General features: G+C 73.5%; 23 protein-coding genes and 1 pseudogene. 8 read left to right on the top strand and 16 right to left on the bottom strand.

The window, feature by feature from the left end:
- The first annotated feature begins 156 nt into the window (after nt 1-156).
- Nucleotides 157-1,398: a PTS transporter subunit EIIC gene (locus A949_RS0115985; RefSeq protein WP_019357026.1), complete on the top strand. Its 1,242-nt coding sequence runs from the start codon at nt 157-159 to the stop codon at nt 1,396-1,398.
- A gap of 52 nt (nt 1,399-1,450) precedes the next feature.
- On the opposite strand, the gene A949_RS0115980 is transcribed toward A949_RS0115985, so the two are convergent.
- Nucleotides 1,451-2,212 (bottom strand): MBL fold metallo-hydrolase, encoded by a 762-nt coding sequence (locus A949_RS0115980; RefSeq protein ID WP_019357025.1) that lies wholly within the window; start codon nt 2,210-2,212, stop codon nt 1,451-1,453.
- Nucleotides 2,213-2,440: 228 nt separating this feature from the next.
- Between A949_RS0115980 and A949_RS0115975 the strand changes: the two genes are divergently transcribed.
- Nucleotides 2,441-2,860, top strand: a complete 420-nt coding sequence (locus A949_RS0115975; RefSeq protein WP_019357024.1) for a hypothetical protein — start codon at nt 2,441-2,443, stop codon at nt 2,858-2,860.
- Nucleotides 2,861-2,908: 48 nt separating this feature from the next.
- Here the strand turns inward: A949_RS0115975 and A949_RS0115970 are convergent, their stop codons facing one another.
- From A949_RS0115970 to clpS, 7 genes are all read right to left on the bottom strand, one after another.
- Entirely contained in the window at nt 2,909-3,859 is a 951-nt protein-coding gene (locus A949_RS0115970; RefSeq protein ID WP_019357023.1) for a PLP-dependent cysteine synthase family protein, read from the bottom strand.
- Nucleotides 3,859-4,170: a MoaD/ThiS family protein gene (locus A949_RS0115965; protein ID WP_019357022.1), complete on the bottom strand. Its 312-nt coding sequence runs from the start codon at nt 4,168-4,170 to the stop codon at nt 3,859-3,861. The genes A949_RS0115970 and A949_RS0115965 overlap by 1 nt, the downstream gene beginning before the upstream one ends.
- Nucleotides 4,171-4,298: 128 nt before the next feature.
- A complete protein-coding gene (locus tag A949_RS39635) occupies nt 4,299-4,409 on the bottom strand; it encodes a putative leader peptide (RefSeq protein ID WP_019357021.1) in 111 nt (36 codons plus the stop codon).
- Between the two features lie 101 nt (nt 4,410-4,510).
- Nucleotides 4,511-4,936 (bottom strand): Mov34/MPN/PAD-1 family protein, encoded by a 426-nt coding sequence (locus A949_RS0115955; RefSeq protein ID WP_019357020.1) that lies wholly within the window; start codon nt 4,934-4,936, stop codon nt 4,511-4,513.
- A 141-nt stretch (nt 4,937-5,077) separates the two neighbouring features.
- Nucleotides 5,078-6,571 (bottom strand): amino acid permease, encoded by a 1,494-nt coding sequence (locus tag A949_RS0115950; protein WP_019357019.1) that lies wholly within the window; start codon nt 6,569-6,571, stop codon nt 5,078-5,080.
- A gap of 512 nt (nt 6,572-7,083) precedes the next feature.
- A complete protein-coding gene (locus A949_RS0115945; RefSeq protein WP_019357018.1) occupies nt 7,084-7,800 on the bottom strand; it encodes a DUF2017 domain-containing protein in 717 nt (238 codons plus the stop codon).
- Entirely contained in the window at nt 7,800-8,111 is a 312-nt protein-coding gene (gene clpS / locus A949_RS0115940) for an ATP-dependent Clp protease adapter ClpS (RefSeq protein WP_019357017.1), read from the bottom strand. The genes A949_RS0115945 and clpS overlap by 1 nt, the downstream gene beginning before the upstream one ends.
- Nucleotides 8,112-8,290: 179 nt before the next feature.
- On the opposite strand from clpS, the gene A949_RS0115935 reads away from it, so the two are divergent.
- Nucleotides 8,291-9,610 carry a nicotinate phosphoribosyltransferase gene (locus tag A949_RS0115935; protein ID WP_019357016.1) on the top strand — a complete coding sequence of 440 codons (1,320 nt, stop codon included), beginning with the start codon at nt 8,291-8,293 and terminating at the stop codon, nt 9,608-9,610.
- Between the two features lie 175 nt (nt 9,611-9,785).
- Complete coding sequence (locus A949_RS0115930) at nt 9,786-10,379, top strand: isochorismatase family protein (RefSeq protein WP_019357015.1); 594 nt, start codon at nt 9,786-9,788, stop codon at nt 10,377-10,379.
- A gap of 159 nt (nt 10,380-10,538) precedes the next feature.
- Here A949_RS0115930 and A949_RS39105 read toward each other — a convergent pair whose 3' ends face one another.
- A complete protein-coding gene (locus tag A949_RS39105) occupies nt 10,539-10,805 on the bottom strand; it encodes a hypothetical protein (protein ID WP_051019513.1) in 267 nt (88 codons plus the stop codon).
- Between the two features lie 935 nt (nt 10,806-11,740).
- Here A949_RS39105 and A949_RS0115920 point away from each other — a divergent pair.
- Complete coding sequence (locus tag A949_RS0115920) at nt 11,741-12,073, top strand: hypothetical protein (protein WP_019357013.1); 333 nt, start codon at nt 11,741-11,743, stop codon at nt 12,071-12,073.
- A gap of 106 nt (nt 12,074-12,179) precedes the next feature.
- Here the strand turns inward: A949_RS0115920 and A949_RS0115915 are convergent, their stop codons facing one another.
- From A949_RS0115915 to A949_RS39095, 3 genes and pseudogenes are all read right to left on the bottom strand, one after another.
- On the bottom strand, nt 12,180-12,923 hold the full coding sequence (locus A949_RS0115915) for an RDD family protein (RefSeq protein ID WP_019357012.1): 744 nt from the start codon (nt 12,921-12,923) through the stop codon (nt 12,180-12,182).
- A 196-nt stretch (nt 12,924-13,119) separates the two neighbouring features.
- The gene (locus tag A949_RS39100) at nt 13,120-13,911 is read right to left on the bottom strand and encodes an RDD family protein (RefSeq protein ID WP_019357011.1); all 792 of its coding nucleotides are present in this window, start codon (nt 13,909-13,911) and stop codon (nt 13,120-13,122) included.
- Nucleotides 13,912-14,791: 880 nt separating this feature from the next.
- Nucleotides 14,792-14,851, bottom strand: a pseudogene (locus A949_RS39095) (DUF2510 domain-containing protein); the annotation flags it as partial.
- A gap of 462 nt (nt 14,852-15,313) precedes the next feature.
- Between A949_RS39095 and A949_RS0115900 the strand changes: the two are divergent.
- Nucleotides 15,314-15,724 carry an SsgA family sporulation/cell division regulator gene (locus tag A949_RS0115900; RefSeq protein WP_019357010.1) on the top strand — a complete coding sequence of 137 codons (411 nt, stop codon included), beginning with the start codon at nt 15,314-15,316 and terminating at the stop codon, nt 15,722-15,724.
- A gap of 100 nt (nt 15,725-15,824) precedes the next feature.
- On the opposite strand, the gene A949_RS33610 is transcribed toward A949_RS0115900, so the two are convergent.
- On the bottom strand, nt 15,825-17,309 hold the full coding sequence (locus tag A949_RS33610; RefSeq protein ID WP_019357009.1) for an MFS transporter: 1,485 nt from the start codon (nt 17,307-17,309) through the stop codon (nt 15,825-15,827).
- Between the two features lie 142 nt (nt 17,310-17,451).
- Between A949_RS33610 and A949_RS0115890 the strand changes: the two genes are divergently transcribed.
- Complete coding sequence (locus A949_RS0115890) at nt 17,452-17,985, top strand: winged helix-turn-helix transcriptional regulator (protein ID WP_019357008.1); 534 nt, start codon at nt 17,452-17,454, stop codon at nt 17,983-17,985.
- 76 nt (nt 17,986-18,061) lie between these two features.
- On the opposite strand, the gene A949_RS0115885 is transcribed toward A949_RS0115890, so the two are convergent.
- The gene (locus A949_RS0115885) at nt 18,062-19,429 is read right to left on the bottom strand and encodes an FAD-binding oxidoreductase (protein WP_019357007.1); all 1,368 of its coding nucleotides are present in this window, start codon (nt 19,427-19,429) and stop codon (nt 18,062-18,064) included.
- A gap of 92 nt (nt 19,430-19,521) precedes the next feature.
- On the bottom strand, nt 19,522-20,682 hold the full coding sequence (hppD, locus tag A949_RS0115880; protein WP_019357006.1) for a 4-hydroxyphenylpyruvate dioxygenase: 1,161 nt from the start codon (nt 20,680-20,682) through the stop codon (nt 19,522-19,524).
- Nucleotides 20,683-20,832: 150 nt separating this feature from the next.
- On the opposite strand from hppD, the gene A949_RS0115875 reads away from it, so the two are divergent.
- On the top strand, nt 20,833-21,312 hold the full coding sequence (locus tag A949_RS0115875) for an Lrp/AsnC family transcriptional regulator (RefSeq protein ID WP_019357005.1): 480 nt from the start codon (nt 20,833-20,835) through the stop codon (nt 21,310-21,312).
- Nucleotides 21,313-21,342: 30 nt separating this feature from the next.
- On the opposite strand, the gene A949_RS0115870 is transcribed toward A949_RS0115875, so the two are convergent.
- On the bottom strand, nt 21,343-22,167 hold the full coding sequence (locus tag A949_RS0115870) for a S16 family serine protease (protein WP_019357004.1): 825 nt from the start codon (nt 22,165-22,167) through the stop codon (nt 21,343-21,345).
- Nucleotides 22,168-22,200: the final 33 nt, after the last annotated feature.

Genomic DNA, 22,200 nt, shown 5'->3' with positions numbered 1-22,200 from the left:
GGGCAGCAGCCGGACGTTGCCCAGATCACCCGGAAGAGACCGTTCCGCCGTGCGCGGGGGCCGTGCTACTAATGGTCTACACCACTACGTGGACTAGACCACCAGCGGGCTGCCTCCTCCCTGTGCAGCGCCCGCTCCACCTGGAGGAACACCCCCATGAGTACGGACACCGCTGCTCCCGCGAAGAAGCGGGGCTCCGGACTGTTCCAAGGACTGCAGAAGGTCGGACGCAGCCTGCAGCTGCCCATCGCAGTCCTCCCCGCCGCAGGCATCCTCAACCGGCTCGGCCAGCCCGACGTCTTCGGCGACGAGGGGCTGAAGTGGCACGACGTCGCCGCCGCGTTCGCCGGCGCGGGCGGCGCCATCTTCGACAACCTGCCGCTGCTGTTCTGCATCGGCGTCGCCATCGGCTTCGCCAAGAAGTCCGACGGCTCCACGGCGCTCGCCGCGCTCGTCGGCTTCCTCGTCTACAAGAACGTCCTGGAAGCCTTCCCCGTCCACGAGGCCGTGGTCAAGGCGGGCGAGGACACCCCGGCCGTCTACAACGACCCCGGAGTGCTCGGCGGCGTCCTGATGGGGCTGATAGCCGCGGTCGTCTGGCAGCGCTACCACCGCACCAAACTGGTGGACTGGCTGGGCTTCTTCAACGGCCGCCGGCTGGTGCCGATCATCATGGCCTTCGTCGGCCTCGTCGTCGGCGTGGCCTTCACCCTGATATGGGGGCCGATCGGGGACGCCATCACCGCGTTCGGCGAGTGGATGACCGGGCTCGGCGCCACCGGCGCGGGCATCTTCGGTCTGATCAACCGGGCGCTGATCCCGGTGGGCATGCACCAGTTCCTCAACACGGTCGCCTGGTTCCAGCTCGGTGACTTCACGAACGCCTCCGGGGACGTCGTGCACGGCGACATCGCCCGGTTCTTCGCGGGCGACCCGAGCGCGGGCCAGTTCATGTCCGGCTTCTTCCCGATCATGATGTTCGGACTGCCCGCCGCCGCGCTGGCGATCGCGCACTGCGCCAAGCCGCACCGCCGCAAGGCCGTGACCGGCATGATGGTCTCGCTCGCGCTGACCTCGTTCGTCACGGGCATCACCGAACCGATCGAGTTCACCTTCATGTTCATCGCACCGGTGCTGTACGTGGTGCACGCGGTGCTCACGGCCCTCTCGATGGCGGTGACCTGGATGCTCGGGGTCCACCACGGCTTCAGCTTCTCGGCGGGCTTCATCGACTACGCCATCAACTGGAGCCTGGCCACCAAACCCTGGCTGATCATCCCGATCGGACTGTGCTTCGCGGCGGTCTACTACGTGATCTTCCGCTTCCTGATCGTGAAGCTGGACATCAAGACCCCGGGCCGCGAACCGGACGACGAGGTCGAGGACCTGACCAAGTGACAAGCGCCGGCGTGCCGCGCGGCCTCCGCCGCCGCGGCACGCCGGCCGGTCTTCAGACCTCGTACACCGCGCCGGCCCGGGCCATCTCCACCGGCCCGGCGAAGACCGCCTTCGCATCCCGCAGGTTGATCTGCGGATCCGTCCACGGCGGTACATGGGTGAGCACCAGCCGCGCGGCGCCGGCCCGTGCCGCGACCTCCCCGGCCTCCCGCCCGTTCAGATGGAGACCCGGGATCTGCTCCTTGCCGTCCGTGAACGACGCCTCGCACAGGAACAGATCGGCGTCCCGCGCCGCCAGTTCGAGCGCCGGACAGGGCCCGGTGTCACCCGAATACGTGAGGACCCGGCCGCTCTCCTCGTGCTCGACGCGGAACGCGTACGCCTCGACCGGGTGCTCGACCCGCTCCGTGCGCACCCGGAAGGGGCCCGCCTCGAAGCTGCCGCCGGGCGTCAGCGTGCGGAAGGTGAAGACCTCGCTCATCGAGGACTCGGACGGGGTGTCGGCGTAGGCGGTGGTGAGCCGCTGCTCGGTGCCGGGCGGGCCGTACACCGGGAGGGGCGCGCAACGGCCGCCCTCGTGGCGGTAGTAGCGGGCCACGAAGTAGCCGCACATGTCGATGCAGTGGTCCGCGTGCAGATGGCTGAGCGCGATCGCGTCGAGGTCGTAGAGCCCGCAGTGGCGCTGCAGCTCACCGAGCGCGCCGTTGCCCATGTCCAGGAGCAGTCGGAAGCCGTCGGCCTCGACGAGATAGCTCGAACAGGGCGATTCCGTGGACGGGAACGACCCGGAACAGCCGACGACGGTGAGCTTCATGGAGCGGGAACCTCCGTTGACGGCTGCGGGAGAAGTCCCCATCTGGTTGACGAGGGGACTTCCGAGCGTAAGCCGCGCGGGTCGGGTCGGCTCCTCGATGCGGCGGTGGTGTGGGCGGAATCACCAGCCCGGGGTAGCGTCGTTCCCCGGGCGGTCCCCGCGCAAACGCCGCACGGTGTCGGGAGGGACACCCCGGACACCTCGCAGGCGCGGCGGAGGCGGAACGGAATGGACACCAGGTGGTGGCTGGCGCTCGGCGGCGTCGTGCTGCTCGCGTTCGTGGCGGCGCTCGTGGACGGCCGGGGCCGGCTGGGACCCCGCCGCCCCGCGGGCCCGGGCGGGCGGGGCAGGAAGCCGCGGGCCGGGCCGGCGGCACCGCGCCCCCGGCCCGGGGAGATCTGGCGGACCAGCCTCCCGGACGGCAGCGAGCCGCTCTTCCTCGTCCTGGCGGTGCGCACGGACGGCGCCCGGCTGGCCCGGCTCACGCCGGAGCCCACCGCGTTTCCGGTGCTTCCCGAGGACGCCGCGGCCGGTCCCGCCTATCTGGAGCCGCAGATCCTGGCCGAGGCCGGGCTCGGCCGGCTCCTCACCCGCTGCGGCGAGGTCGACCCGGACACCTGGGAGCGGGTCCGGCACCTGGCTGACTGACCGGGTGCCGGAACCGGAACCGGCCCCGGACCGCCGGGGACCGTGCCGCTACGCCCAGAGCTGGCCCTGGACGGCGGCGACCGCGTCCTCGTCGGACTCGGCGGTGTACAGGCCGGTCGACAGGTACTTCCAGCCGCCGTCCGCCACCAGGAAGACGATGTCGGCGCTCTCCCCCGCCTTCAGGGACCGGCGGCCCACCCCGAGCGCGGCATGCAGCGCGGCGCCGGTGGAGACTCCGGCGAAGATGCCCTCCTGCGCGAGGAGTTCCCTGGTGCGGGTCACCGCGTCCGCGGAGCCGACCGAGAAGCGCGTGGTGAGCACCGACTCGTCGTAGAGCTCGGGCACGAAACCCTCGTCGAGGTTGCGCAGCCCGTACACCAGGTCGTCGTAGCGCGGCTCGGCTGCGACGATCTTCACGTCCGGACGGTGCTCGCGCAGATAGCGGCCCGCTCCCATCAGGGTGCCGGTGGTGCCCAGGCCCGCCACGAAGTGGGTGACGGACGGCAGGTCGGCGAGGATCTCGGGGCCGGTGGTGGCGTAGTGCGCACCCGCGTTGTCCGGGTTCCCGTACTGGTAGAGCATCACCCAGTCCGGGTGCTCGGCGGCCAGTTCCTTGGCCACCCGGACCGCCGTGTTGGAGCCGCCCGCCGCGGGCGAGGAGATGATCTCGGCGCCCCACATGGCCAGCAGCTGGCGGCGCTCCTCGCTGGTGTTCTCCGGCATGACGCAGACTATGTGGTAGCCCTTGAGCCGGGCCGCCATGGCCAGGGAGATGCCGGTGTTGCCGGAGGTCGGCTCCAGGATGGTGCAGCCGGGCCGCAACCGGCCGTCCTTCTCGGCCTGTTCGACCATGTGCAGCGCCGGACGGTCCTTGACGGAGCCCGTGGGGTTGCGGTCCTCCAGCTTCGCCCAGATCCGCACCTCGTCGGAGGGCGAGAGGCGGGCCAGCCGCACCAGAGGCGTGTTGCCGACCGCCTCGAGCGGGGAGTCGTAGCGCATCAGCGCATGCCCAGGCGTCGGCCGGCCGGCCGCGCACCGGAGCCCCCGGCGACGGCCGGGAGGATCGTGACGCTGTCGCCGTCGCCGAGCCGGGTCGAGATGCCGTCGAGGAAGCGCACGTCCTCGTCGTTGAGGTAGACGTTCACGAACCGGCGCAGCTCGCCGCCGTCCACCAGGCGCGCCTGGATGCCGGTGTGGCGGCTCTCCAGGTCGGTGAAGAGCTCACCGATGGTGGCGCCCGTGCCCTCGACGACCTTCTGGTCGCCGGTGTAGGTGCGGAGGATGGTCGGAATGCGGACCTCGATGGCCATGAGAGAGCTCCCGTCGGAGAGGAAAGAGGGCTGGCTGTTCGGCGGGCGGGCTGCGCAGATGCCCCGTACCGCGGGCAGGGGGACTGACGGGGCCCGGGCGCGCAGCGCGGCACCCGAGGGGGCGCACGTCAGGACAGCGGACAGATCGCGCTGGCGAGGCGGCACAGATCGACGTGCAGGCGCGCCACGAGCACACTGCCCGGGGCCTTCTCGAATGCGCTCACGTCGGGGACAACCATGGGCTCATCGTAACGATTCCCGGACGGGAAATCGGATGCCGGTTTCATGATGCGGACGGAACCGTCTCAGAATGCTGGGTGACAGGTCGCTGAGCAGGCGCTCAGTAGCTTTCGACGACCGCGACCTCTTCCTCGGTCACCTCGCCGTCCACGATGCGGAACGAGCGGAACGAGAAGGGCCCCTCGTCGTTGCCGCACTCGGCGGTGGAGACGAGCACGTAGTGCGCACCGGGCTCGTTGGCGTAGGAGATGTCCGTCCGGGACGGGTACGCCTCGGTCGCGGTGTGCGAGTGGTAGATCACGACCGGTTCCTCGTCCCGGTCGTCCATCTCGCGGTAGAGCTTGAGCAGGTCCGAGGAGTCGAACTCGTAGAAGGTCGGCGAGCGCGCGGCGTTCAGCATCGGGACGAAGCGCTCCGGACGGCCCTTGCCGACCGGTCCGGCGAGCACGCCGCACGCCTCGTCCGGGTGGTCCGCGCGGGCGTGGGCGACGATCCGGTCGTGCAGCTCCTGGGTGATGGTCAGCATGGGGGCAAGGATAAGCACGCGCCCGGCACCGCCCGCCGGAGAGGGCCGTCCGGTCGGTACCGCCCGGACGGGCCGGAGGCAGGGGCGGACGCGGCAGCGGTGCCCGGGGCGGTCAGCGGCGGTGTCCGGCGCCGGGGCGGCTCAGGGCTGCTCCGGCTGCTCGGCCGGGGGCGTGGGTGGCACCGGCCGGGCGAAGACGTGCGGGGTGCGGGCCTTGACCACGAAGTACGAGACGGTCAGCAGCAGCGCCCAGATCGGTGCGGCGTAGAGCGAGACCCGGGCGTCCGGGTCGAAGCCCATCAGCGCGATCACCAGGAAGATGAAGGCCAGGGCCGCGATGCCGGTCCAGGGCGCGCCGGGCATCCGGAAGTCCGAGCGGCGCAGCTCGCCCCGGTCGGACCTGGCCCGGTAGCGGAGCTGCGAGCAGAGGATCATGATCCAGGCCCACATGCCGGAGATGGTGGCGAAGGAGACGACGTAGTCGAACGCCTTGGACGGCCACTCGTAGTTGATCCACACGCCGACCGACATCAGCGCGGCCGAGGCGGTGGTCCCGACGAACGGCAGGCCGGTGCCGGAGAGCCGGGTGAAGAGCCCCGGGCCCTGGCCGTTGAGCGCCAGGTCGCGCAGCATCCGGCCGGTGGAGTACATCCCCGAGTTGCAGGAGGAGAGCGCCGCGGTCAGCACCACGAAGTTGACGACGGCCGCGCCCGCGGGCAGCCCGATGCGCTGGAACGCGGCGACGAACGGGCTGGTGCCCGGCTCGAACGCGGTCCAGGAGACGACCGAGAGGATGACGACCAGCGACCCGATGTAGAACAGCGCGATCCGCCAGGGCACGGTGCGGATCGCCCGGGGCAGCACCTTGGCCGGGTCGGCTGCCTCGCCCGCGGTGACGCCGACCAGTTCGACGGCGAGGAACGAGAACATCACGATCTGCAGCGTCATCAGGGTGCTGCCGACGCCGTTGGGGAAGATCCCGTCGTGCTGGTAGAGGTTGCCGACCGACGCGGTGTCACCGGCCTGCGAGAAGCCCAGCGTGAGCACCCCGAGGCCGATCAGGATCATGCCGACGATCGCGGTCACCTTGATCATCGAGAACCAGAACTCCAGCTCCCCGAAGAGCTTCACGGAGATCAGATTGATGCCGTAGAGGGCGACGGTGAACACCAGTGCGGAGATCCACGGCTGGATGTTCCACCAGTAGTTCACATAGGTCGCGGCGGCGGTCACCTCGGTGATGCCGGTGACGACCCAGAAGAGCCAGTAGGTCCAGCCCGTGACGAACCCCCAGTAGGGCCCGAGCAGTTCGCGCGCGTACTCGGAGAACGAGCCGGAGACCGGGCGGTACATCAGCAGTTCGCCCAGCGCGCGCATGATCACGTAGATGACGGCGCCCGCGACGAGGTACGCCAGGATGATGCTGGGTCCGGCCTTGTGGATGGACTTGCCCGCCCCCAGGAAGAGCCCGGTCCCGATGGCCCCGCCGATGGCGATCATCTGGATCTGCCGGCCGCCCAGCCCCCGCCGGTAGCCCTCCGGCGAGCCGCCGCGGGCCGCGTCGGCGGCGCCTTCCGCCGCGGTGCCGGACGCCGGGTCCGGTACCGGATCGTGGTCCTCGACCTCGGAGGTCATCTGGTGCGCCTTTCGCCGTACCGGTCCGGCCCGCTCCGGATCGCGCCCGATCCCCGGCCGGAGTCGTCCGGGCAGGCGGCCGGCCCGCGGTGCGCGGCCGTGCGGCCGGTGCGGCACCCGGGGCCGCAGCCGGACGTGGGGAGACGTACCACGCGGAGCGCCCGGCGACGCAGGACGCACGGCGCGGAGGCGGCGCAGCCGGCGGCCGCACGGGGGGCGGCGCGGCGGAACATCCCGGAGGTCGGCCCAGCAGGCGCGCCGCGGCGGCGTGCGGCGCGGGGGCCGTATGGCACCGCGCACGAATACCCGACCGGGTGAACGGCACCGGAGCGGCGCGGACCCCGGACACCGGGGCGCGCCCGTCATGGCGGTGCCGTGCCGAGGGGACGCTGCTCCCGCACCGCGCCGCGCGGGGTCGGGAGCCGGCCGGGATTCCGCGTCGGGGACCCGGCCGAGGCCCCTGCGGCGACCCCGTGCGGGGCCGCCGGGGCGGGTGGCTCCGCCGGAGCGGCTCAGTCGGCGCCGGTGCCCGGCAGCAGCGTCTCCACCAGGGTCTCCTGCAGACCGCCCAGCCACAGGTAGGCCATCACCATGGGCTTGCGCTCGTCGGTGTCGGGCAGCCGGTAGAGCTCGTCGTCACTGTCGTCGCTCACCTCCAGCCGGGTGCCGATGGCCAGCCGCAGGTCGTTGAGCGCGCCCAGCCACTGCTGGGACTGCTCCGGGGTCAGGGTGAGCACGGCACCCCGCTCCCCCGGCGTCAGTCCGTCCAGCGCCCGCACCATCGCGAGCCCGGCCTCCCGCTTGTGGGCCCGCAGGTCGTTCTCGGTGTAGCGGCGGAACTCCGCGGAGGCGGCCCGGTCCTGCTTGGCCCGCGCGGCCTCGTCGCTGCCGGGCGCCAGGTCCTCGGCGGGCGCGGCGTCCGGCCCGGGGCCGTAGGCGTCGGGGAAGAGCCGGGCCAGCACGGGGTCGGCGGGCGGTTCGCTGGGCCCCTCGGAGAACGGCGGCCAGGAGACCGCCTCGATGCCCGCCAGCTCCTCCTCCATGCTCGTGCCGCCCGCCGGGCCGGAGGATCCGGCGTCCTGCGGGGGCTGCGGCGGGTCGGCGGGTTCGCTGCCCGGACCGATCAGCTCCAGGAGCTGCACCGCGAGGCTGCGCAGGATCGAGATCTCCACCTCGTCCAGCGCGATGGCGGCGCCGCCGTCCCCGGTCGGCTCGAAGTGTCCGGCCATCAGCGGTCCTGGGTGAGCGTGGCCCACAGGCCGTAGCCGTGCATGGCCTGCACGTCGCGCTCCATCTCCTCGCGGGTCCCGCTGGAGACGATGGCGCGCCCCTTGTGGTGCACGTCGAGCATCAGTTTCTTCGCCTTCTCCTTCGAATAGCCGAAGTACGCCTGGAACACGTACGTCACGTAGCTCATGAGGTTGACCGGATCGTTGTGCACGACGGTCACCCAGGGCACATCCGGCTCGGGAACCTCTACGGGTTCCTCGGTGGTCTCCGGGCGCTCGATCTCCGTGGGGGCGACACTCACGGGTCCCATGCTGCCACTCGGCACCCGGGGGCGCCCAAACAGCTCCCCCGAGCCCCGTATATCGTCAAGATGACGAGATCCGGGGTACGCTCGCAGCGACCGGCCCGAACACACGAGGTGAGGCAGCAGTGCTGGATTCCCCAGGGGGGCAGCCCCCGCACGACCCCCGGCAGGAACACGCCCGGCGGATGGAGACGGGGCTGCCGGTGGAGGTACCGTCCACCGCGCTCTTCACCGACCAGTACGAGCTGACCATGCTGCAGGCCGCGCTGCGCGCCGGGACGGCCGAACGCCGCTCCGCCTTCGAGGTCTTCACCCGCCGGCTGCCCGAGGGCCGCCGCTACGGTGTCGTCGCGGGCACCGGACGGGTGCTGGACGCGGTGGAGAACTTCCGCTTCGACAGCCGGCTGCTCGACTTCCTGCGCGAGACCCGGGTGGTGGACGAGCCGACCCTCGAACGGCTGGCCGACTACCGCTTCGGCGGCGACATCCTGGGCTACCCGGAGGGCGAGGTCTACTTCCCCGGCTCCCCGATCCTGCGGGTGGAGGGCACGTTCGCCGAGTGCGTGCTGCTGGAGACGGTGATCCTCTCCATCCTCAACCACGACTCCGCCGTCGCGGCCGCGGCCTCCCGGATGGCGGTGGCCGCGGCCGACCGCCCGCTGATCGAGATGGGCGCCCGCCGCACCCACGAACTCGGCGCCGTGGCCGCCGCCCGGGCGGCCTACGTCGGAGGCTTCGACACCACCTCCGACCTGGCCGCGGGCTTCCGCTACCGCATCCCCACCGTCGGCACCAGCGCCCACGCCTTCACGCTGCTGCACGACACCGAGCGGGACGCCTTCACCGCGCAGGTCGACTCCCTGGGCAGCGGTACGACCCTGCTGGTGGACACCTACGACGTGGCCGAGGCGGTGCGCACCGCGGTCGAGGTCGCCGGCCCGGAGCTGGGCGCCGTCCGGATCGACTCCGGGGACCTGCTGCTGGTGGCCCACCGGGTACGCCAGCAGCTCGACGAGCTGGGCGCGGACCGGACCCGGATCGTGGTCACCAGCGACCTGGACGAGTACGCCATCGCCTCGCTGGCCGCGGCCCCGGTGGACGCCTACGGCGTGGGCACCCAGCTGGTCACCGGCAGCGGCCACCCGACCTGCTCGATGGTCTACAAACTGGTGGCCCGGGCCGACTCCGACACCCCCGGGGCGCCGCTCCGCCCGGTGGCCAAGCGGTCGACCGGCGGCAAGACCTCCATCGGCGGCGCCAAGTGGGCGGCCCGGCCGGTGGACGCGGACGGGGTCGCCACGGCGGAGATCGTGGGCACCGGCGAGGTGCCACCCGAGCTGGCCGAGCACCTGCTCCAGGTGAAGCTGGTCGACCGGGGCACAGTCGTCGGCCGCGAGCCCCTGGACGCCGCCCGCGACCGCCACCGCGCGGCCCGTGCCCGGCTGCCGATGTCCGCGACCCAGCTCTCCCGGGGCGAGCCGGTACTCCCCGTCGAGCACGTGTGACCCCCGGTACGGCGCGCTGCTGCGGCGGCGTCCGCACACTGCCGCCGGGCCCCGCGAGTGTCTAGTCTCGGAGGTGACGGGCGGCGGCTCCCGCGCACGTCCGCCGAGGACGCGGCGGCCCGCCGCTCCCCGGCTCGCCTCTGCCAGCCGACCCACCAGCCGAAAGGTGTGCACCATGCACCGGGCACTGATCGTCGTGGACGTCCAGAACGACTTCTGCGAAGGCGGCAGCCTCGCCGTCGCGGGCGGCGCCGACGTCGCGGCCGCCATCACCGACCTGGTCGGCAACGCCTCGGCCGGCTACCGCCATGTCGTCGCGACCCGGGACGCGCACATCGACCCCGGCGACCACTTCTCCGCCGACCCGGACTACCGGCACTCCTGGCCGCCGCACTGCGTGGCGGGCACCGAGGGCGTGGGCTTCCACCCGAACTTCACGCCGGCCGTCGCCTCCGGCGCCATCGAGGCGGTCTTCGACAAGGGCGCCCACACCGCCGCCTACAGCGGTTTCGAGGGGGCCGACGAGAACGGCGTCGGGCTGGCGGACTGGCTGCGCCGGCGGCAGGTGACCGAGGTCGACGTCGTCGGCATCGCCACCGACCACTGCGTACGCGAGACGGCGCTGGACGCGGCCCGCGAGGGGTTCCGCACCCAGGTGCTGCTCGACCTGACCGCGGGCGTCGCCGAGGAGACCGTCCAGCGGGCGCTGGAGGAGCTGCGCGAGGAGGGCGTGGAGCTGACCGGCAAGCCCGTGGTCGCTCCCGCCTAGAGCCGCTCCCGGCTGGAGCCGCTCCGGCTGGAGCCGCCCGCGCCGCTTCTCCCGCCCACGGCCGCGCGGCCGCCTCCGGTTCGGGGAGCCCGCCCTCGCACGGCTGCCTCCGGCCCCGCGAAGGAGCCGGAGGCAGGGGTCCGCCGTCGAGGGACGCGGTCAGGCCGGGGTGACGCGCAGCAGGGCCGCGATGGGGCGCCAGGAGTTGCGGTCGTCGTCCGGGACGGCCCGCCAGACCAGCCCCTCGGGGTGGTGCAGCACGGCCGTGACCTCGTCCGCGGTGGGCGGTTCCGCGTTGCCGCGCAGATAGATCGCGCGCAGGCCGAGGTTCCGCAGCCGGGTCAGCGCGCGGGCACGGTTGCCGGCGTGCACCAACACCCGGACGCGCTGCTCCTCGCTGGGTCTGCGCGCCGCGGCCTCACGCACCGTGTGCGGTTCGTCCGCGAACGCCGACCAGCGCCGCGAGGCCGGCAGCAGCCCGGGGCGTCCCGGGGCGGGAGCGGCGGCGGAGCGACGGGCTCCGCCTCCGCTGCCGCTCCGCGCGCCCGGGGCGGCGGCACCGGCGGCGGCAGTGTGCGGCTCGCGCGGCACCGGAAGCGTCAGCGCGACGATCACGCTGCCGTCCGGAAGCCTGACGAATCCGCCTCCTGACATGATCACCATCTCCCCCGTGAGACTCGTTCGGGTCGGTCGATACGGGGCCGCCGTGAGGCATCCCCACCATGCATCTAAACGCGATCGAGCGCCGATCGCCAGGGGGTAACGGATGATCATGTTTTGACCTGCAACGATGCAAACAAATTCATACCTGGGTTGCACGGCCGTCGATCACCTGTACCCGACCACCCGTTTGTGGATCTTCAGACCCCCCTGACCGTCCGTAACTGTGCCATCTTGTTGACCGCTTTGCACCATTTTACGTGTTTTGTCGTAGCTGATTGAAAGGGCTACTACTTTCGACGTCGCCATTGGCCCAACCGCTGGCAATGCGGGGAACCGGCCGGAACGTCCAGCTAAACGGAATCCCCAACTCCCCATCAGATAGCGGGTGCGAACACTGGTGCGGGAGCATGCGCCGCGCACCGGTCCGCCCTCCGCCGCCCGCGCCCGCCACGGGCGGCGTGCGACCCTCGCAAGACCCCTCCGCCGTCCGCCAGTTGGGACAACCGGAGTGTTGTGCGCCGGTGCGCCCCCCATGCAACTACGGCGTGGGTCAGCTCACGCTTGCCGCGCTTTCCGCAGGGGCATGCCGGACCGTAGAGTCGTTCGATGGCGCCCCGTTTGTACCGAGGCAACCCGTCGCGCACACCGACCTGTTCACCCGTTCAGACCGTGCCCACTCCCCCGAGGACGGATCCGCCATGCCGCGTCCGCACCCCGCCCAACTCGTCTACGGCTCGGCCACCGTCAGCTGCGCCACGCTCGCCATGCTGCTGCTCTTCGAGACGCGTTCGGGCGCCTGGATCGCCGTGATCGCTCTCGTGTCCCTCGCACTCGGCCTGCTGGTGGCCCTGGCCGTCCCCACCGCCGGACCAACGCTGCGGCGGCGCCGGACCGTTGCCCGCGTCCCCGCCGCCGTCGGCTCCCGCGCACCGGCAGCCCGGCCCGAGCCCGCTCCCGCCACGCGGACGGCCGCCGCCCCGGCCCCGGCCCCGGCCCCGGCCGCGACAGCGGGCCTGGGGGCCCGCAACTGACCGTGCCCGCCGCCCCCTCCCGGGCTCCCCGGCCGCCGCGCCGGGGGGCTCCCGGCGCGCACCGGCCCCGGTCCGGACCGCGGAGCGCGCCGGGGAGGCGGAACCGTCAGTCCGCCGCGACCACCACCGTGCGGGCCGCCTTGTCGTGCAGGCACTGCTGATAGGGCTTGTCCCAGGTGCAGAAGAGCACGTTCACCAGCCAGAACAGCGAACCCACGCAGGGCACCAGCGGAGGGATCTGGTAGACGGCCGCCCGCAGCCAGCCCGGACCACCCGCCGGTACGGCACCGTTCTGCAGCATCGCGACCCGGACGCGCATCAGCTTCTTGCCGACCGTCTGCCCCGAGTTCGTCAGCATCAGCCCCTCGTAGAGGAAGTAGACGAGGGTGTAGCTGAGCTGCGGCCAGTAGTCGATTCCGGTGTCGGTCGAATAGCCGCCCTCGACCACGCCCGCGATGATGCCGACCGGGATGGCGACCAGCAGCGCGTCGATGATCCGGGCCACCAGGCGCTTGCCCCGCGACGCCAGCGGCGCCATCCCCGCCAGCGGGTCCGCGGCGCCCGCCGGTCCCCCGTAGGGGTTGTCGTAGGGGCTTCCGCCACCGCTGCCCGGCCCGCCGGGGCCGCCCGGGCCACCGCCGTAACCACCGCCGTAGCTCTCTCCGGGGCCGCCGCCGGCGGGCGGCGGCGGCGGATTGCCGTACGGCGTACCCGGTCCGCCCGGCGGCGGAGCCCCGGCGCCGGGCGGTTCCTGCCCCGGCGGCTGCCCGCCCGTGGCGGGGCGCTGCGGCTCCTGCCCCGGCTCCTGCGGCTTCCGGAACGGATCGTTCTCCGGCTGGTCCGTACTCATGGCCCGAGTGCACCGCCTGCGGGAGCCCTCCGCATCCGGGGCGGGCTGTTCGGGGGACGGGCAGGTGCGTTCGCCTCCCGTCCCCGAGGCGAACGCACCTCACGGCGGCCGCTACCTCAGTGGGTGCCGCGGCTCGGCGGGCGCCGTGCCGGGCGGGTCCCCGCACCGGCACGCGCCGCACCGGCGGCACCCGCGGTCACAGCCGCAGCTCGCCGCCGCCCGCGCGCCCCTTGGCGACGAACGTACCGGCCGCCTTGTCGTGCCAGCACTGCCGCCAGGGCCGGTCGAAGAGGCACCACGCGGCGTTGACCACGCCCACCACCAGCAGCCCGAGCACACCGTGCACCAGCCAGCGCAGCACGGCCTTGCCGAACGAGGGCTTTCCGTAGCCCTCGATGTTCACCACCGAGAGCCCGAACAGCTTCTTGCCCAGCGTGCGGCCCCACCGGGCGGTCGGCAGCACCTCGTAGACCAGTCCGAAGACCAGCACGACCCCCAGGACCAGCGCCAGATAGCCGCCCGTCGTGCCGTCGACGAGCCACACCCGCTGGGTGACGCCCGCCCGCTCCACGGCCTCCACCTTGGCGTCGATGTGGTCGATCGTCCGGTCCACGAACGGGAACGCGGCCCCGGCGGCCACCCCGAGCGTCAGCACGAGATCGACCAGACGCGCACCGAGTCGCATGCCCAGCGCCCCGGGCCGCGCCTCCTGCTGTGCGACCCGCGCGAACGGGTCGTCGGCGGGCGGCCGCCACGGGGTGACGGCGTCCTGCCCCGCGGACTGCGGCTGGGCGGGCGCCCCCGTCGGCTGCGACCAGGAGGGCGCCGCCGGCTCCGGGAGCCCACCCGACTGCTGGGCGGGCGGGAGCCCGGCCGGGTCCTGCCCCGGCCCGGGCACCGGAGCGAGCCCGGCGGGAGGTCCCTGCTGCGCGGGGAGCGCCACCGGGCCCGCGCCGAGCGCCGTCTGCTGCCCGGGCCGCTCCGCCACGGCCCCGGCGGCCCCCCTGCGCGGGGGCCGGTCGGCCGGGCCCGGACGTCCGGCCCGGGACGGGCGCGGGAGTGCCGCCGGTACCGGACGGATCCGACTCGCCCCGGTCCGGCGCGTATCCGCCCGGAGAGGGGCGGCCGTTCTCCGGTGCCCGGCTCTGTGCCGGGCTCTGTGCCCGGCTCTGCGGCTGGCTCTGCGGCTGGCTCTGTGCCGGGATCGCCGCCGCACCGCCCGGCGGTGCGGACGCCGCGGCGGGGGCGGACTGCTCGGGCGGGTTCACGGCCGTCGGCACCGGAACGGCGCCGGGTGCCCCGCTCTCCGCCGACGGGCCGCCGGGACCGGCGGCGTCCGGTGCCGGGCGGGCGGGCGCCCCGGCCTGCGGGGTCCGGTCACCGGTACGGAGCACCTCGGAGCGGCGCAGGCCGACCGTCTTCTCCCGGCCGCCCGGCTGCGGAGCCTCGGGTGCGGGGCCCGGTTCGCGTTCGGTGCGCTCCGCCGCGCGCGCGTCAGCGCCCCAGTCGCCCCGGGGGTCGGCAGCGGGCGGTCCGAAGCCGCCCTGCGGCGGACCGGACTGTCCCGGGCCGGACTGCGGCCGGGCCGGGGCCGGTCCGGGCGATGCGCCGGACGCCGCGGGCTCCGGGCCCGGGGCCGGCCGCTGCGGACCGGGCCCACCACCGTCGCCGCCCTCGTCCAGGAAGACCGGCCCGGTCTCGTCCGCCGTCGAACGGCGGGGGCTCGGCGGGCCCGCGGGGCCCTCCTGGCCGCCGGTGGCGGGCGGGGCGGGAGCCGCCGCGGGCGAGGACGCCACGGGCGGCGGCGCGGGCATGGGTTCACCCTCACGTGGCTCGGGGCGGCTGGTCCCGGGCACCCAGGACGAGCCGTTCCAGTAGCGGATGTATCCGGGGATGGACGGATCCGGATAGTACCCAGCACGGGGCACCTCACCATGAGTACCGGAGGGTCCCACAGCCCCCAACTCCCCTCACGCACGAAGCATTCGACCGGGCCGCGGTGGTGCGGCCGCACGGCCCGCCGCTCGCGGCGCGGCGGGCTCCTCCTCACCGTCCGGGAAGGACGGTAAGGAGGACAGTAACGAAGAAGACCGCGCGGGGCGGAAGCAGTCGCCGGGTGGCCCGCCTTCGAGGGACCCGCCGGCACCTCGCCGACACCCCGTCGCCCGCGCCCCGACCAGGCGGAATCGCACCCGGTGGGTCGGCCGGAGCGCCCCCGGCGGCCACCTGGAGACCACCTGGAGGTCACCCGCGCGGGGTGCCCGGCGAAAAACTTCCGCGAACCCGTGTAAGAAACCGCGTCCTGCCGCCTCTTGTCCGGTGCGGGCCCCTTCCCGGCGGCCCGCACCGGGGATCCGGGGATCCGGGGAGCACACGAAAGGGCGCACACCATGCACACAGTCGTCGAACGCGAAGTGGAGACGAGGCTCGTCCTCGCGCCGGAGCTCAGCGTGGCCGTACCGGCCCGGCTCAGCTACCGCACGGACGATCCCTACGCCGTCCACATGACGTTCCATATCCACTCCGACACGCCCGTCCGCTGGACGTTCGCCCGCGAACTGCTGGTCGAGGGGGTGGCGCAGCCGTGCGGGGACGGTGACGTACGGGTGTGGCCGACCACCGTGGCGGGCCGCGACGTGCTCTGCCTGGCGCTGAGTTCGCCCAACGGGGACGCACTGCTGGAGGCGCCGAACCAGGTGGTGGCCGACTGGCTGGAGCGGGTGCTGCGGGCGGTGCCGCCGGGCAGCGAGTCGGAGGCGCTGGGCCTGGACGAACAGTTGACCGGGCTGCTGGAGCAGTGACCGGGCTGCCGGGGTGACCGGCGCGGCGGCTGCCGCCCGCCCGGCGGGTGTTCCGCGGGGTGGGCGGCTGCCGGGGGTCCGGGCCCCGGGGAGCCGGGGCTCAGGCGGTGGGCTCCGCGGACCGGGCCGCCGGACCGGCCGGCCCGGCGGGGGCCGCGGGCTCCGCGACGGCCGGTGCCGGGGCCTCCGGACGGGCGGGGGCGGCCGGGGAGCGCCGCGTGCGGCACAGCAGAGCGGCCAGCGCGCCCGTGAGCATCAGTGCGGCTGCCACGTACAGGGCACGGTCGGCGCCGTGGGCGAGGGCCTGCGCGGGGCCGGCCCCGGGTGCGGTGGTGGACACCGCGAGGGTGAGCGAGAGTCCCAGGGACGAACCGAGGTAGCGCGCCGTGTTGTTGGCCCCGGAGCCCATGGCGGTCCGGTCCGCGGGGACGCTCTCGACGGCGAGCCGGGGCAGCGCCGCGTTGAGCAGTCCGCTGCCGACACCCGCGACGAAGAAGCCGGGCACGGTGCGGGCCCAGGAGCCCGCGGCCAGCGCGCCCAGCATGGTCAGCGCGCCGGCGGCGGAGAGTGCGAAGCCGAGGGCGAGTTGGTGGCGGGCGGCGAACCGGACCGGCAGCCGGCGCACCTGGAGGGCCGCGAGCAGCGCCGTGCCGGACCACAGCAGGAAGAGCCAGGAGGTGTCCAGTTCGGACATGCCGAGGGACTGCTGCAGCAGCGCGGGCAGGTAGCTGAACAGGCCGATGACGCCGAGACCGGTGAACAGGGCGCCGCTGGTCGCGGCGAGGAAGGCCGGGCGGCGGAAGAGCGCGGGGTCCAGCAGGGGTGCGCCGGCTCTGGTCTCCACCGCGGCGAAGGCGGCGAACAGGGCGAGGGCCGCGGCGGCCGGGCCCAGGACCTGCGGACGCAGCCAGCCCGCCCGGCCCAGCGTGAGGGCGGCGAGCAGTGCGGTCAGCGCGGGCCCGAGCAGCAGGGCACCGGCCAGGTCCGGGCGGCCGGGGCGGGGGTGGCGGGACTCGGTGAGGACGCGGGCCGAGAAGAGGGTGAGCAGGAGCGCGGCGGCGGCGAAGACCGCGTAGCACAGGCGCCAGTCGACGGTGCCGAGTGCGGCGGCGACCACCGGGCCGATGGCGATGCCGCCGCTGAGGGCCGCTCCCCATGTTCCGGTGGCCCGGATGCGTGCCGGTCCCGCCGGGAAGGCGTGGGCGAGCAGTCCGAGGCTGCTGGCGAGGACGGCGGCTCCGGCGGCTCCCTGGGCGATCCGGGCCAGGGTGAAGCCGAGGGTGCCGGTGGCGAGGGCGCCCAGCGCGACGGTGACCGTCAGCGCGCCGAGGCCGCCGACGAAGACCCGTTTGCGCCCGTGGTCGTCGGCGAAGCTGCCCGCGACCAGGAGCACGGCGGCGAGGCCGAGCGGGGTGCCGTTGAGCAGCCAGGGGCGGCCGGTGAGCGAGGTGCCGAGGTCGGCGGTCATGCCGGGGAGGGTGAGCATCGGCGCCGTGTAGTCCATGAGGACGACGAAGGTGGCCAGGCTGGTGGCGGCCAGCACGGCGCCGGGGCGGGCGGCGGACGGTCTCGGTGCGGTCGGCACGGGGAGGCTCCTCGCAGTGGGCAGGCGGGCGGGGTGGCGGACAGCGGCGGCCCCGTAAGTTCATTCATTGAACTCGGTGGGCCGAAGCAGACTAGCATCCAAAGTTCAATGAATGAATCGACTTCTTGGTAGGCTGACGGTCATGGCGCTCAAGAAGGACTACGCGGCCCAGGACTGCGCGCTCGCCCGCACCCTCGAACTCGTCGGCGAGCGGTGGACCATGCTGGTCGTGCGCGATGCCTTCTACGGCGTGCGCCGCTACAGCGACTTCCTCGCGCACCTGGACATCCCGCGCGCCGTGCTCTCCACCCGGCTGCGCACCCTCACCGAGTCCGGCGTCATGGAGCGGCGCCGGTACGAGGCGTCCCCGCCCCGGGACGAGTACGTCCTCACCGAGCCGGGCCGCCGCCTGTGGCCCGCGCTGTTCGCGCTGCTCAGCTGGGGGCAGCAGTTCGCCTCCCAGGGCGCCCCGGCCCGGCGGCTGTTCGTGCACGCCGGCTGCGGGCAGGAGCTGGATCCCGGCGGCGGATGCGCGGCCTGCGGAACGGCCGCGGTGCCGCCGCAGGACGTGGAGGTGCGCCCCGCCCGCGGCACCGACGGCCCCACGGCCCGCCAGGACCCCGTCAGCCGCGCCCTGCTGCGCCCGCACCGGCTGCTGGAGCCGCTGGAGCTCTAGACCGCCTCGTCAGGCCCTGTCCACCGTGTACACCGGCGGCACCCGCGCTGGAGGCCGGACCGCCCTCGGCAGGTCCTCAGAACAGCTTTCCCGGGTTCAGGATCCCGGTGGGGTCGAAGGCGGCCTTGACCGCCCGGTGGAGTTCGAGGCTCACCTCGCCCAGTTCCCGCGCCAGCCAGTCCTTCTTCAGCAGTCCGACGCCGTGTTCACCGGTGATCGTGCCGCCCAGCCGCAGACCCAGTTCCATGATCGCGTCGAAGGACTCCCGCGCCCGGCGGGCCTCGTCCTCGTCGGCGGCGTCGAAGCAGACGGTGGGGTGGGTGTTGCCGTCCCCGGCGTGCGCGCAGACGCCGATGGTCAGCCCGTACCGCTCGGCGATCTCCGCGGTCCCCTCCAGCATCTCGGCCAGCCGGCTGCGCGGTACGCACACGTCGTCGATCATCGAGGTGCCCTTGACCGCCTCCAGCGCGGTCAGCGCCGCCCGCCGCGCCTGCAGCAGCAGTTCGGACTCGGCGGGATCGGCGGCCGGTACCACCTCGCTCGCGCCCGCGGCCGTGCACAGCTCTCCCACGGCACGCAGCTCCGGGGCGGGGTCGGGGGTGTCGAAGGCGGCGAGCAGCAGCGCCTCGGTGGTCTCGGGGAGCCCCATTCCCGTCATCTCGTTGACGGCGCGCAGCGTGGTGCGGTCCATCAGCTCCAGCAGCGCGGGCGTGTGGCCCGCCGCCATGATCCGGCACACGGCGTCGCAGGCCGCGGCGGCCGAGGGGAACTCCGCCGCCAGCGCGAGCTGCCCGGGCGGCTGGGCGCGGAGTCCGAGGACGGCGCGCACGACGACGCCCAGGCTGCCCTCGGAGCCGACGATCAGCCGGGTGAGGTCGTAGCCGGCCACGCCCTTGGCGGTGCGGCGGCCGGTGGAGAGCAGCCGTCCGTCGGCGAGCACGACGTCGAGGCCCAGTACGTACTCGGCGGTGACGCCGTACTTCACACAGCACAGGCCGCCGGAACCGGTGCCGATGTTGCCGCCGATGGTGCACGTCTCCCAACTGGAGGGATCCGGCGGGTAGCTGAGGCCGTGCTCGGCCACCGCACGGGAGAGCCGGGCGTTGACGACGCCCGGCTCCACCACGGCGATCCGGTCGACGGGGTCGATCTCCAGGATGCGGTCCATCCGGACGAGGGAGAGCAGCAGACAGCCCTCCACCGCGTTGGCGGCCCCCGAGAGCCCCGTTCTGGCGCCCTGCGGCACCACCGGGACCTGCCGGGCGTGCGCGGTGCGCAGCACGTGCCGCACCTGCTCCACGGTGCGCGGCAGCACGAGCGCCGCCGGCCGGCCGGCGGGGCAGAACCCCGCGGTGTCGGCCGCGTACGAGCGCAGGACGTCGGGGTCGGTCCGCACCGCGTCGGCGGGGAGTGCGGACCGGAGCTGTTCGAGGAGCTCGCTCATCCTCTCAGCGTGGCAGCGCACTTGCGCCCGGGGAAGCCCCGCAGCCCCCTGTGCTGGGGGCTTCCCCGCCCACCCGGCGCCCGCACGGCGGGCTACAGGTTGCCGCGGCGTTCCTGCTCCCTCTCGATGGCCTCGAAGAGCGCCTTGAAGTTGCCCTTGCCGAAGCCCATCGAGCCGTGCCGCTCGATGATCTCGAAGAAGACGGTGGGCCGGTCCTGGACCGGCTTGGTGAAGATCTGCAGCAGGTAGCCGTCCTCGTCGCGGTCGACGAGGATCTTCAGTTCGCGCAGCGTCTCGACCGGCACCCGGGTCTCGCCCGCCCACTCCCCCAGCGTGTCGTAGTAGGTGTCGGGGGTGTCCAGGAACCGCACACCGGCAGCGCGCATGCTCCGCACGGCGGAGACGATGTCGTTGGTGGCCAGGGCGATGTGCTGGACACCGGAGCCGCCGTAGAACTCCAGGTACTCGTCGATCTGGGACTTCTTCTGGGCGACGGCGGGCTCGTTGATCGGGAACTTCACCTTGAGCGTGCCGTCGGCCACGACCTTGGACATGAGTGCGGAGTACTCGGTGGCGATGTCGTCGCCGACGAACTCCTTCATGTTGGTGAAGCCCATGACCCGGTTGTAGAACTCGACCCACTCGTTCATCCGGCCGAGTTCGACGTTGCCGACGCAGTGGTCGATGGCCTGGAAGAAGCGCCGCTCGGGGGGTTCGACGATCGGGTCCATGGCGGCGAAGCCGGGCAGGTAGGGGCCGTCGTACCCGGCGCGTTCGACCAGGGTGTGCCGGGTCTCGCCGTAGGTGGCGACGGCCGCCCGGACCACGACGCCGTGCTCGTCCTCGGTCTCGTAGGGCTCCTCCAGGCCGCGGGCGCCGTGTTCGACGGCGTACGCGTAGGCGGCCCGGGCGTCCGGGACCTCGATGGCCAGGTCGACGACGCCGTCGCCGTGCGCGGCGACATGGTCGGCCAGGAACCGGCCGCGCTCGCCGGTGGGGCGGATGACGGAGGTGAACACGAACCGCGCCGAGCCGGACTCCAGGACGTAACTGGCCGTCTCCCGGCTGCCGTTCTCCGGACCGGAGTAGGCGACGGCCCGCATGCCGAAGGCCGTGGAGTAGTAGTGCGCTGCCTGCTTCGCGTTGCCGACGGCGAAGACGACCGCGTCCATCCCCTTGACCGGGAAGGGATCTGCCTGCCGTGCGGTCTCGGGGGTTGCCGGGTCGGTGGTCTTTCCGGATGCAGCAGTCATGGCGGCAGCGTCCCGCCGGGCCACAAGGTGCGCAATAGTTTGCGTTTTGACTGGGCAGATTGTTCAATGGAACACGGGACTGGGCGGACGATGTGTGCAATGTGTGCAGCACCTCAGCGCACTACGCCGACACTCACGGAGAGGCAACCCATGGGCATCGACCGATTGGACGGACGGCTGCTCGAACTGCTCGCCGAAGAGCCCCGGATCGGCGTGCTGGAGCTCTCCCGGCGGCTCGGCGTCGCGCGCGGCACGGCGCAGGCCCGGCTGGACCGGCTCACCTCGAGCGGCGCCATCCGCGGCTTCGGCCCGCAGGTCGATCCGGCGGCGCTCGGCTACCCCGTCACGGCCTTCGCGACGCTGGAGATCAGGCAGGGCCAGGGCGCGGAGGTACGGGCGCACCTGGCCACCGTCCCCGAGGTGCTGGAGCTGCACACCACCACCGGCAGCGGCGACATGCTCGGCCGGCTGGTCGCCCGCTCCAACGCCGACCTCCAGCGGGTCATCGACCGGGTCGTGGGCATCGAGGGCATCGTCCGCGCCTCCACCGCCATCGTCATGGAGAACCCGGTACCGCTGCGCATCGTGCCGCTGGTGCGGCAGGCCGCACAGGACTCCGCCGGGCAGTGACAGCGCACCGGACCCCGCAGCCGCCCGCGGTCAGCAGGCGGGGACCTTGCCGTCGGTACGGATCTCCTCCAACGCGTCCAGCGCGCCCTGGAGCGAGCCGACCGGCACCAGCCGCAGCCCCGAGGGCAGCTGCGCACCGGCGTCGTCGCACTGCTCCTCGGGAACGAGGAACCAGGTCGCCCCGTCGCGCCGGGCCGCCTGCGTCTTGAGCGGGACGCCGCCCACGGGGCCCACCTTCCCGTCCGCGTCGATGGTGCCGGTACCGGCCACGGTGCGGCCGCCGGTCAGCCCGGCGCCGGCGCCGTCCCCGTCCAGCTTGTCGATGATGCCGAGCGCGAAGAACAGCCCCGCGCTCGGGCCGCCGACATCTCCCAGCCGCAGCTTCACGTGCACCTTCTCCGGGGAGCGGTGCAGCCGGCGCAGCGCGGCGGTGACGGCCTTGTGCTGCGAGTCCTTCATCTCCGCCGAGATGCGCTGCTCCGCGTCCTCGGTGTCCCCGCCACCCGGATAGACGGCGTCGCGGGGCATCACGGCCCGGTCGTCGCGGAACCAGGACCGCACCACACCGGGCAGCCGCACGGTGGCCTCGGGCCGGGTCGCGGCGATGGTGACCGACAGCAGCCGCCCCTGGTCGCTCCCGTGCGTCTCGGCGCCCTCGACGGTGATCACGGGTTTGCCGTCGCTGCGGCCGAGCACGTTCGCGGTCTCGCCGGGCTGCGCGAGCGAGAACGGCAGCGGAGCGGACAGCGCCACGACGAACAGCAGGACGACGGGCAGCACGCAGAGCGCGAGCGTGCGGCGGCGGGTACGGCGCGGGCCTTCGGTCCCCGGGGCGCGGGTGCTGGATGCGGACACCCCCGCAATCTACCGACCGGCGCGCGGGCCGGT

Source organism: Streptomyces sp. AA1529, assembly GCF_000280905.1.
Classification (GTDB): Bacteria; Actinomycetota; Actinomycetes; order Streptomycetales; family Streptomycetaceae; genus Streptomyces.
The sequence above is the reverse complement of the archived record's forward strand: the minus strand, read 5'-3'. Positions and strand labels throughout refer to the sequence as shown.

What these genes read in the sequence shown, in the direction of transcription:
- A949_RS0115985 (WP_019357026.1), top strand. Translation starts at nt 157, where the DNA reads ATGAGTACGGACACCGCTGCTCCCGCGAAGAAGCGGGGCTCCGGACTG.
- A949_RS0115980 (WP_019357025.1), bottom strand. Translation starts at nt 2,212, where the DNA reads ATGAAGCTCACCGTCGTCGGCTGTTCCGGGTCGTTCCCGTCCACGGAA.
- A949_RS0115975 (WP_019357024.1), top strand. Translation starts at nt 2,441, where the DNA reads ATGGACACCAGGTGGTGGCTGGCGCTCGGCGGCGTCGTGCTGCTCGCG.
- A949_RS0115970 (WP_019357023.1), bottom strand. Translation starts at nt 3,859, where the DNA reads ATGCGCTACGACTCCCCGCTCGAGGCGGTCGGCAACACGCCTCTGGTG.
- A949_RS0115965 (WP_019357022.1), bottom strand. Translation starts at nt 4,170, where the DNA reads ATGGCCATCGAGGTCCGCATTCCGACCATCCTCCGCACCTACACCGGC.
- A949_RS39635 (WP_019357021.1), bottom strand. Translation starts at nt 4,409, where the DNA reads ATGGTTGTCCCCGACGTGAGCGCATTCGAGAAGGCCCCGGGCAGTGTG.
- A949_RS0115955 (WP_019357020.1), bottom strand. Translation starts at nt 4,936, where the DNA reads ATGCTGACCATCACCCAGGAGCTGCACGACCGGATCGTCGCCCACGCC.
- A949_RS0115950 (WP_019357019.1), bottom strand. Translation starts at nt 6,571, where the DNA reads ATGACCTCCGAGGTCGAGGACCACGATCCGGTACCGGACCCGGCGTCC.
- A949_RS0115945 (WP_019357018.1), bottom strand. Translation starts at nt 7,800, where the DNA reads ATGGCCGGACACTTCGAGCCGACCGGGGACGGCGGCGCCGCCATCGCG.
- clpS (WP_019357017.1), bottom strand. Translation starts at nt 8,111, where the DNA reads ATGGGACCCGTGAGTGTCGCCCCCACGGAGATCGAGCGCCCGGAGACC.
- A949_RS0115935 (WP_019357016.1), top strand. Translation starts at nt 8,291, where the DNA reads ATGGAGACGGGGCTGCCGGTGGAGGTACCGTCCACCGCGCTCTTCACC.
- A949_RS0115930 (WP_019357015.1), top strand. Translation starts at nt 9,786, where the DNA reads ATGCACCGGGCACTGATCGTCGTGGACGTCCAGAACGACTTCTGCGAA.
- A949_RS0115920 (WP_019357013.1), top strand. Translation starts at nt 11,741, where the DNA reads ATGCCGCGTCCGCACCCCGCCCAACTCGTCTACGGCTCGGCCACCGTC.
- A949_RS0115915 (WP_019357012.1), bottom strand. Translation starts at nt 12,923, where the DNA reads ATGAGTACGGACCAGCCGGAGAACGATCCGTTCCGGAAGCCGCAGGAG.
- A949_RS0115900 (WP_019357010.1), top strand. Translation starts at nt 15,314, where the DNA reads ATGCACACAGTCGTCGAACGCGAAGTGGAGACGAGGCTCGTCCTCGCG.
- A949_RS0115890 (WP_019357008.1), top strand. Translation starts at nt 17,452, where the DNA reads ATGGCGCTCAAGAAGGACTACGCGGCCCAGGACTGCGCGCTCGCCCGC.
- A949_RS0115885 (WP_019357007.1), bottom strand. Translation starts at nt 19,429, where the DNA reads ATGAGCGAGCTCCTCGAACAGCTCCGGTCCGCACTCCCCGCCGACGCG.
- hppD (WP_019357006.1), bottom strand. Translation starts at nt 20,682, where the DNA reads ATGACTGCTGCATCCGGAAAGACCACCGACCCGGCAACCCCCGAGACC.
- A949_RS0115875 (WP_019357005.1), top strand. Translation starts at nt 20,833, where the DNA reads ATGGGCATCGACCGATTGGACGGACGGCTGCTCGAACTGCTCGCCGAA.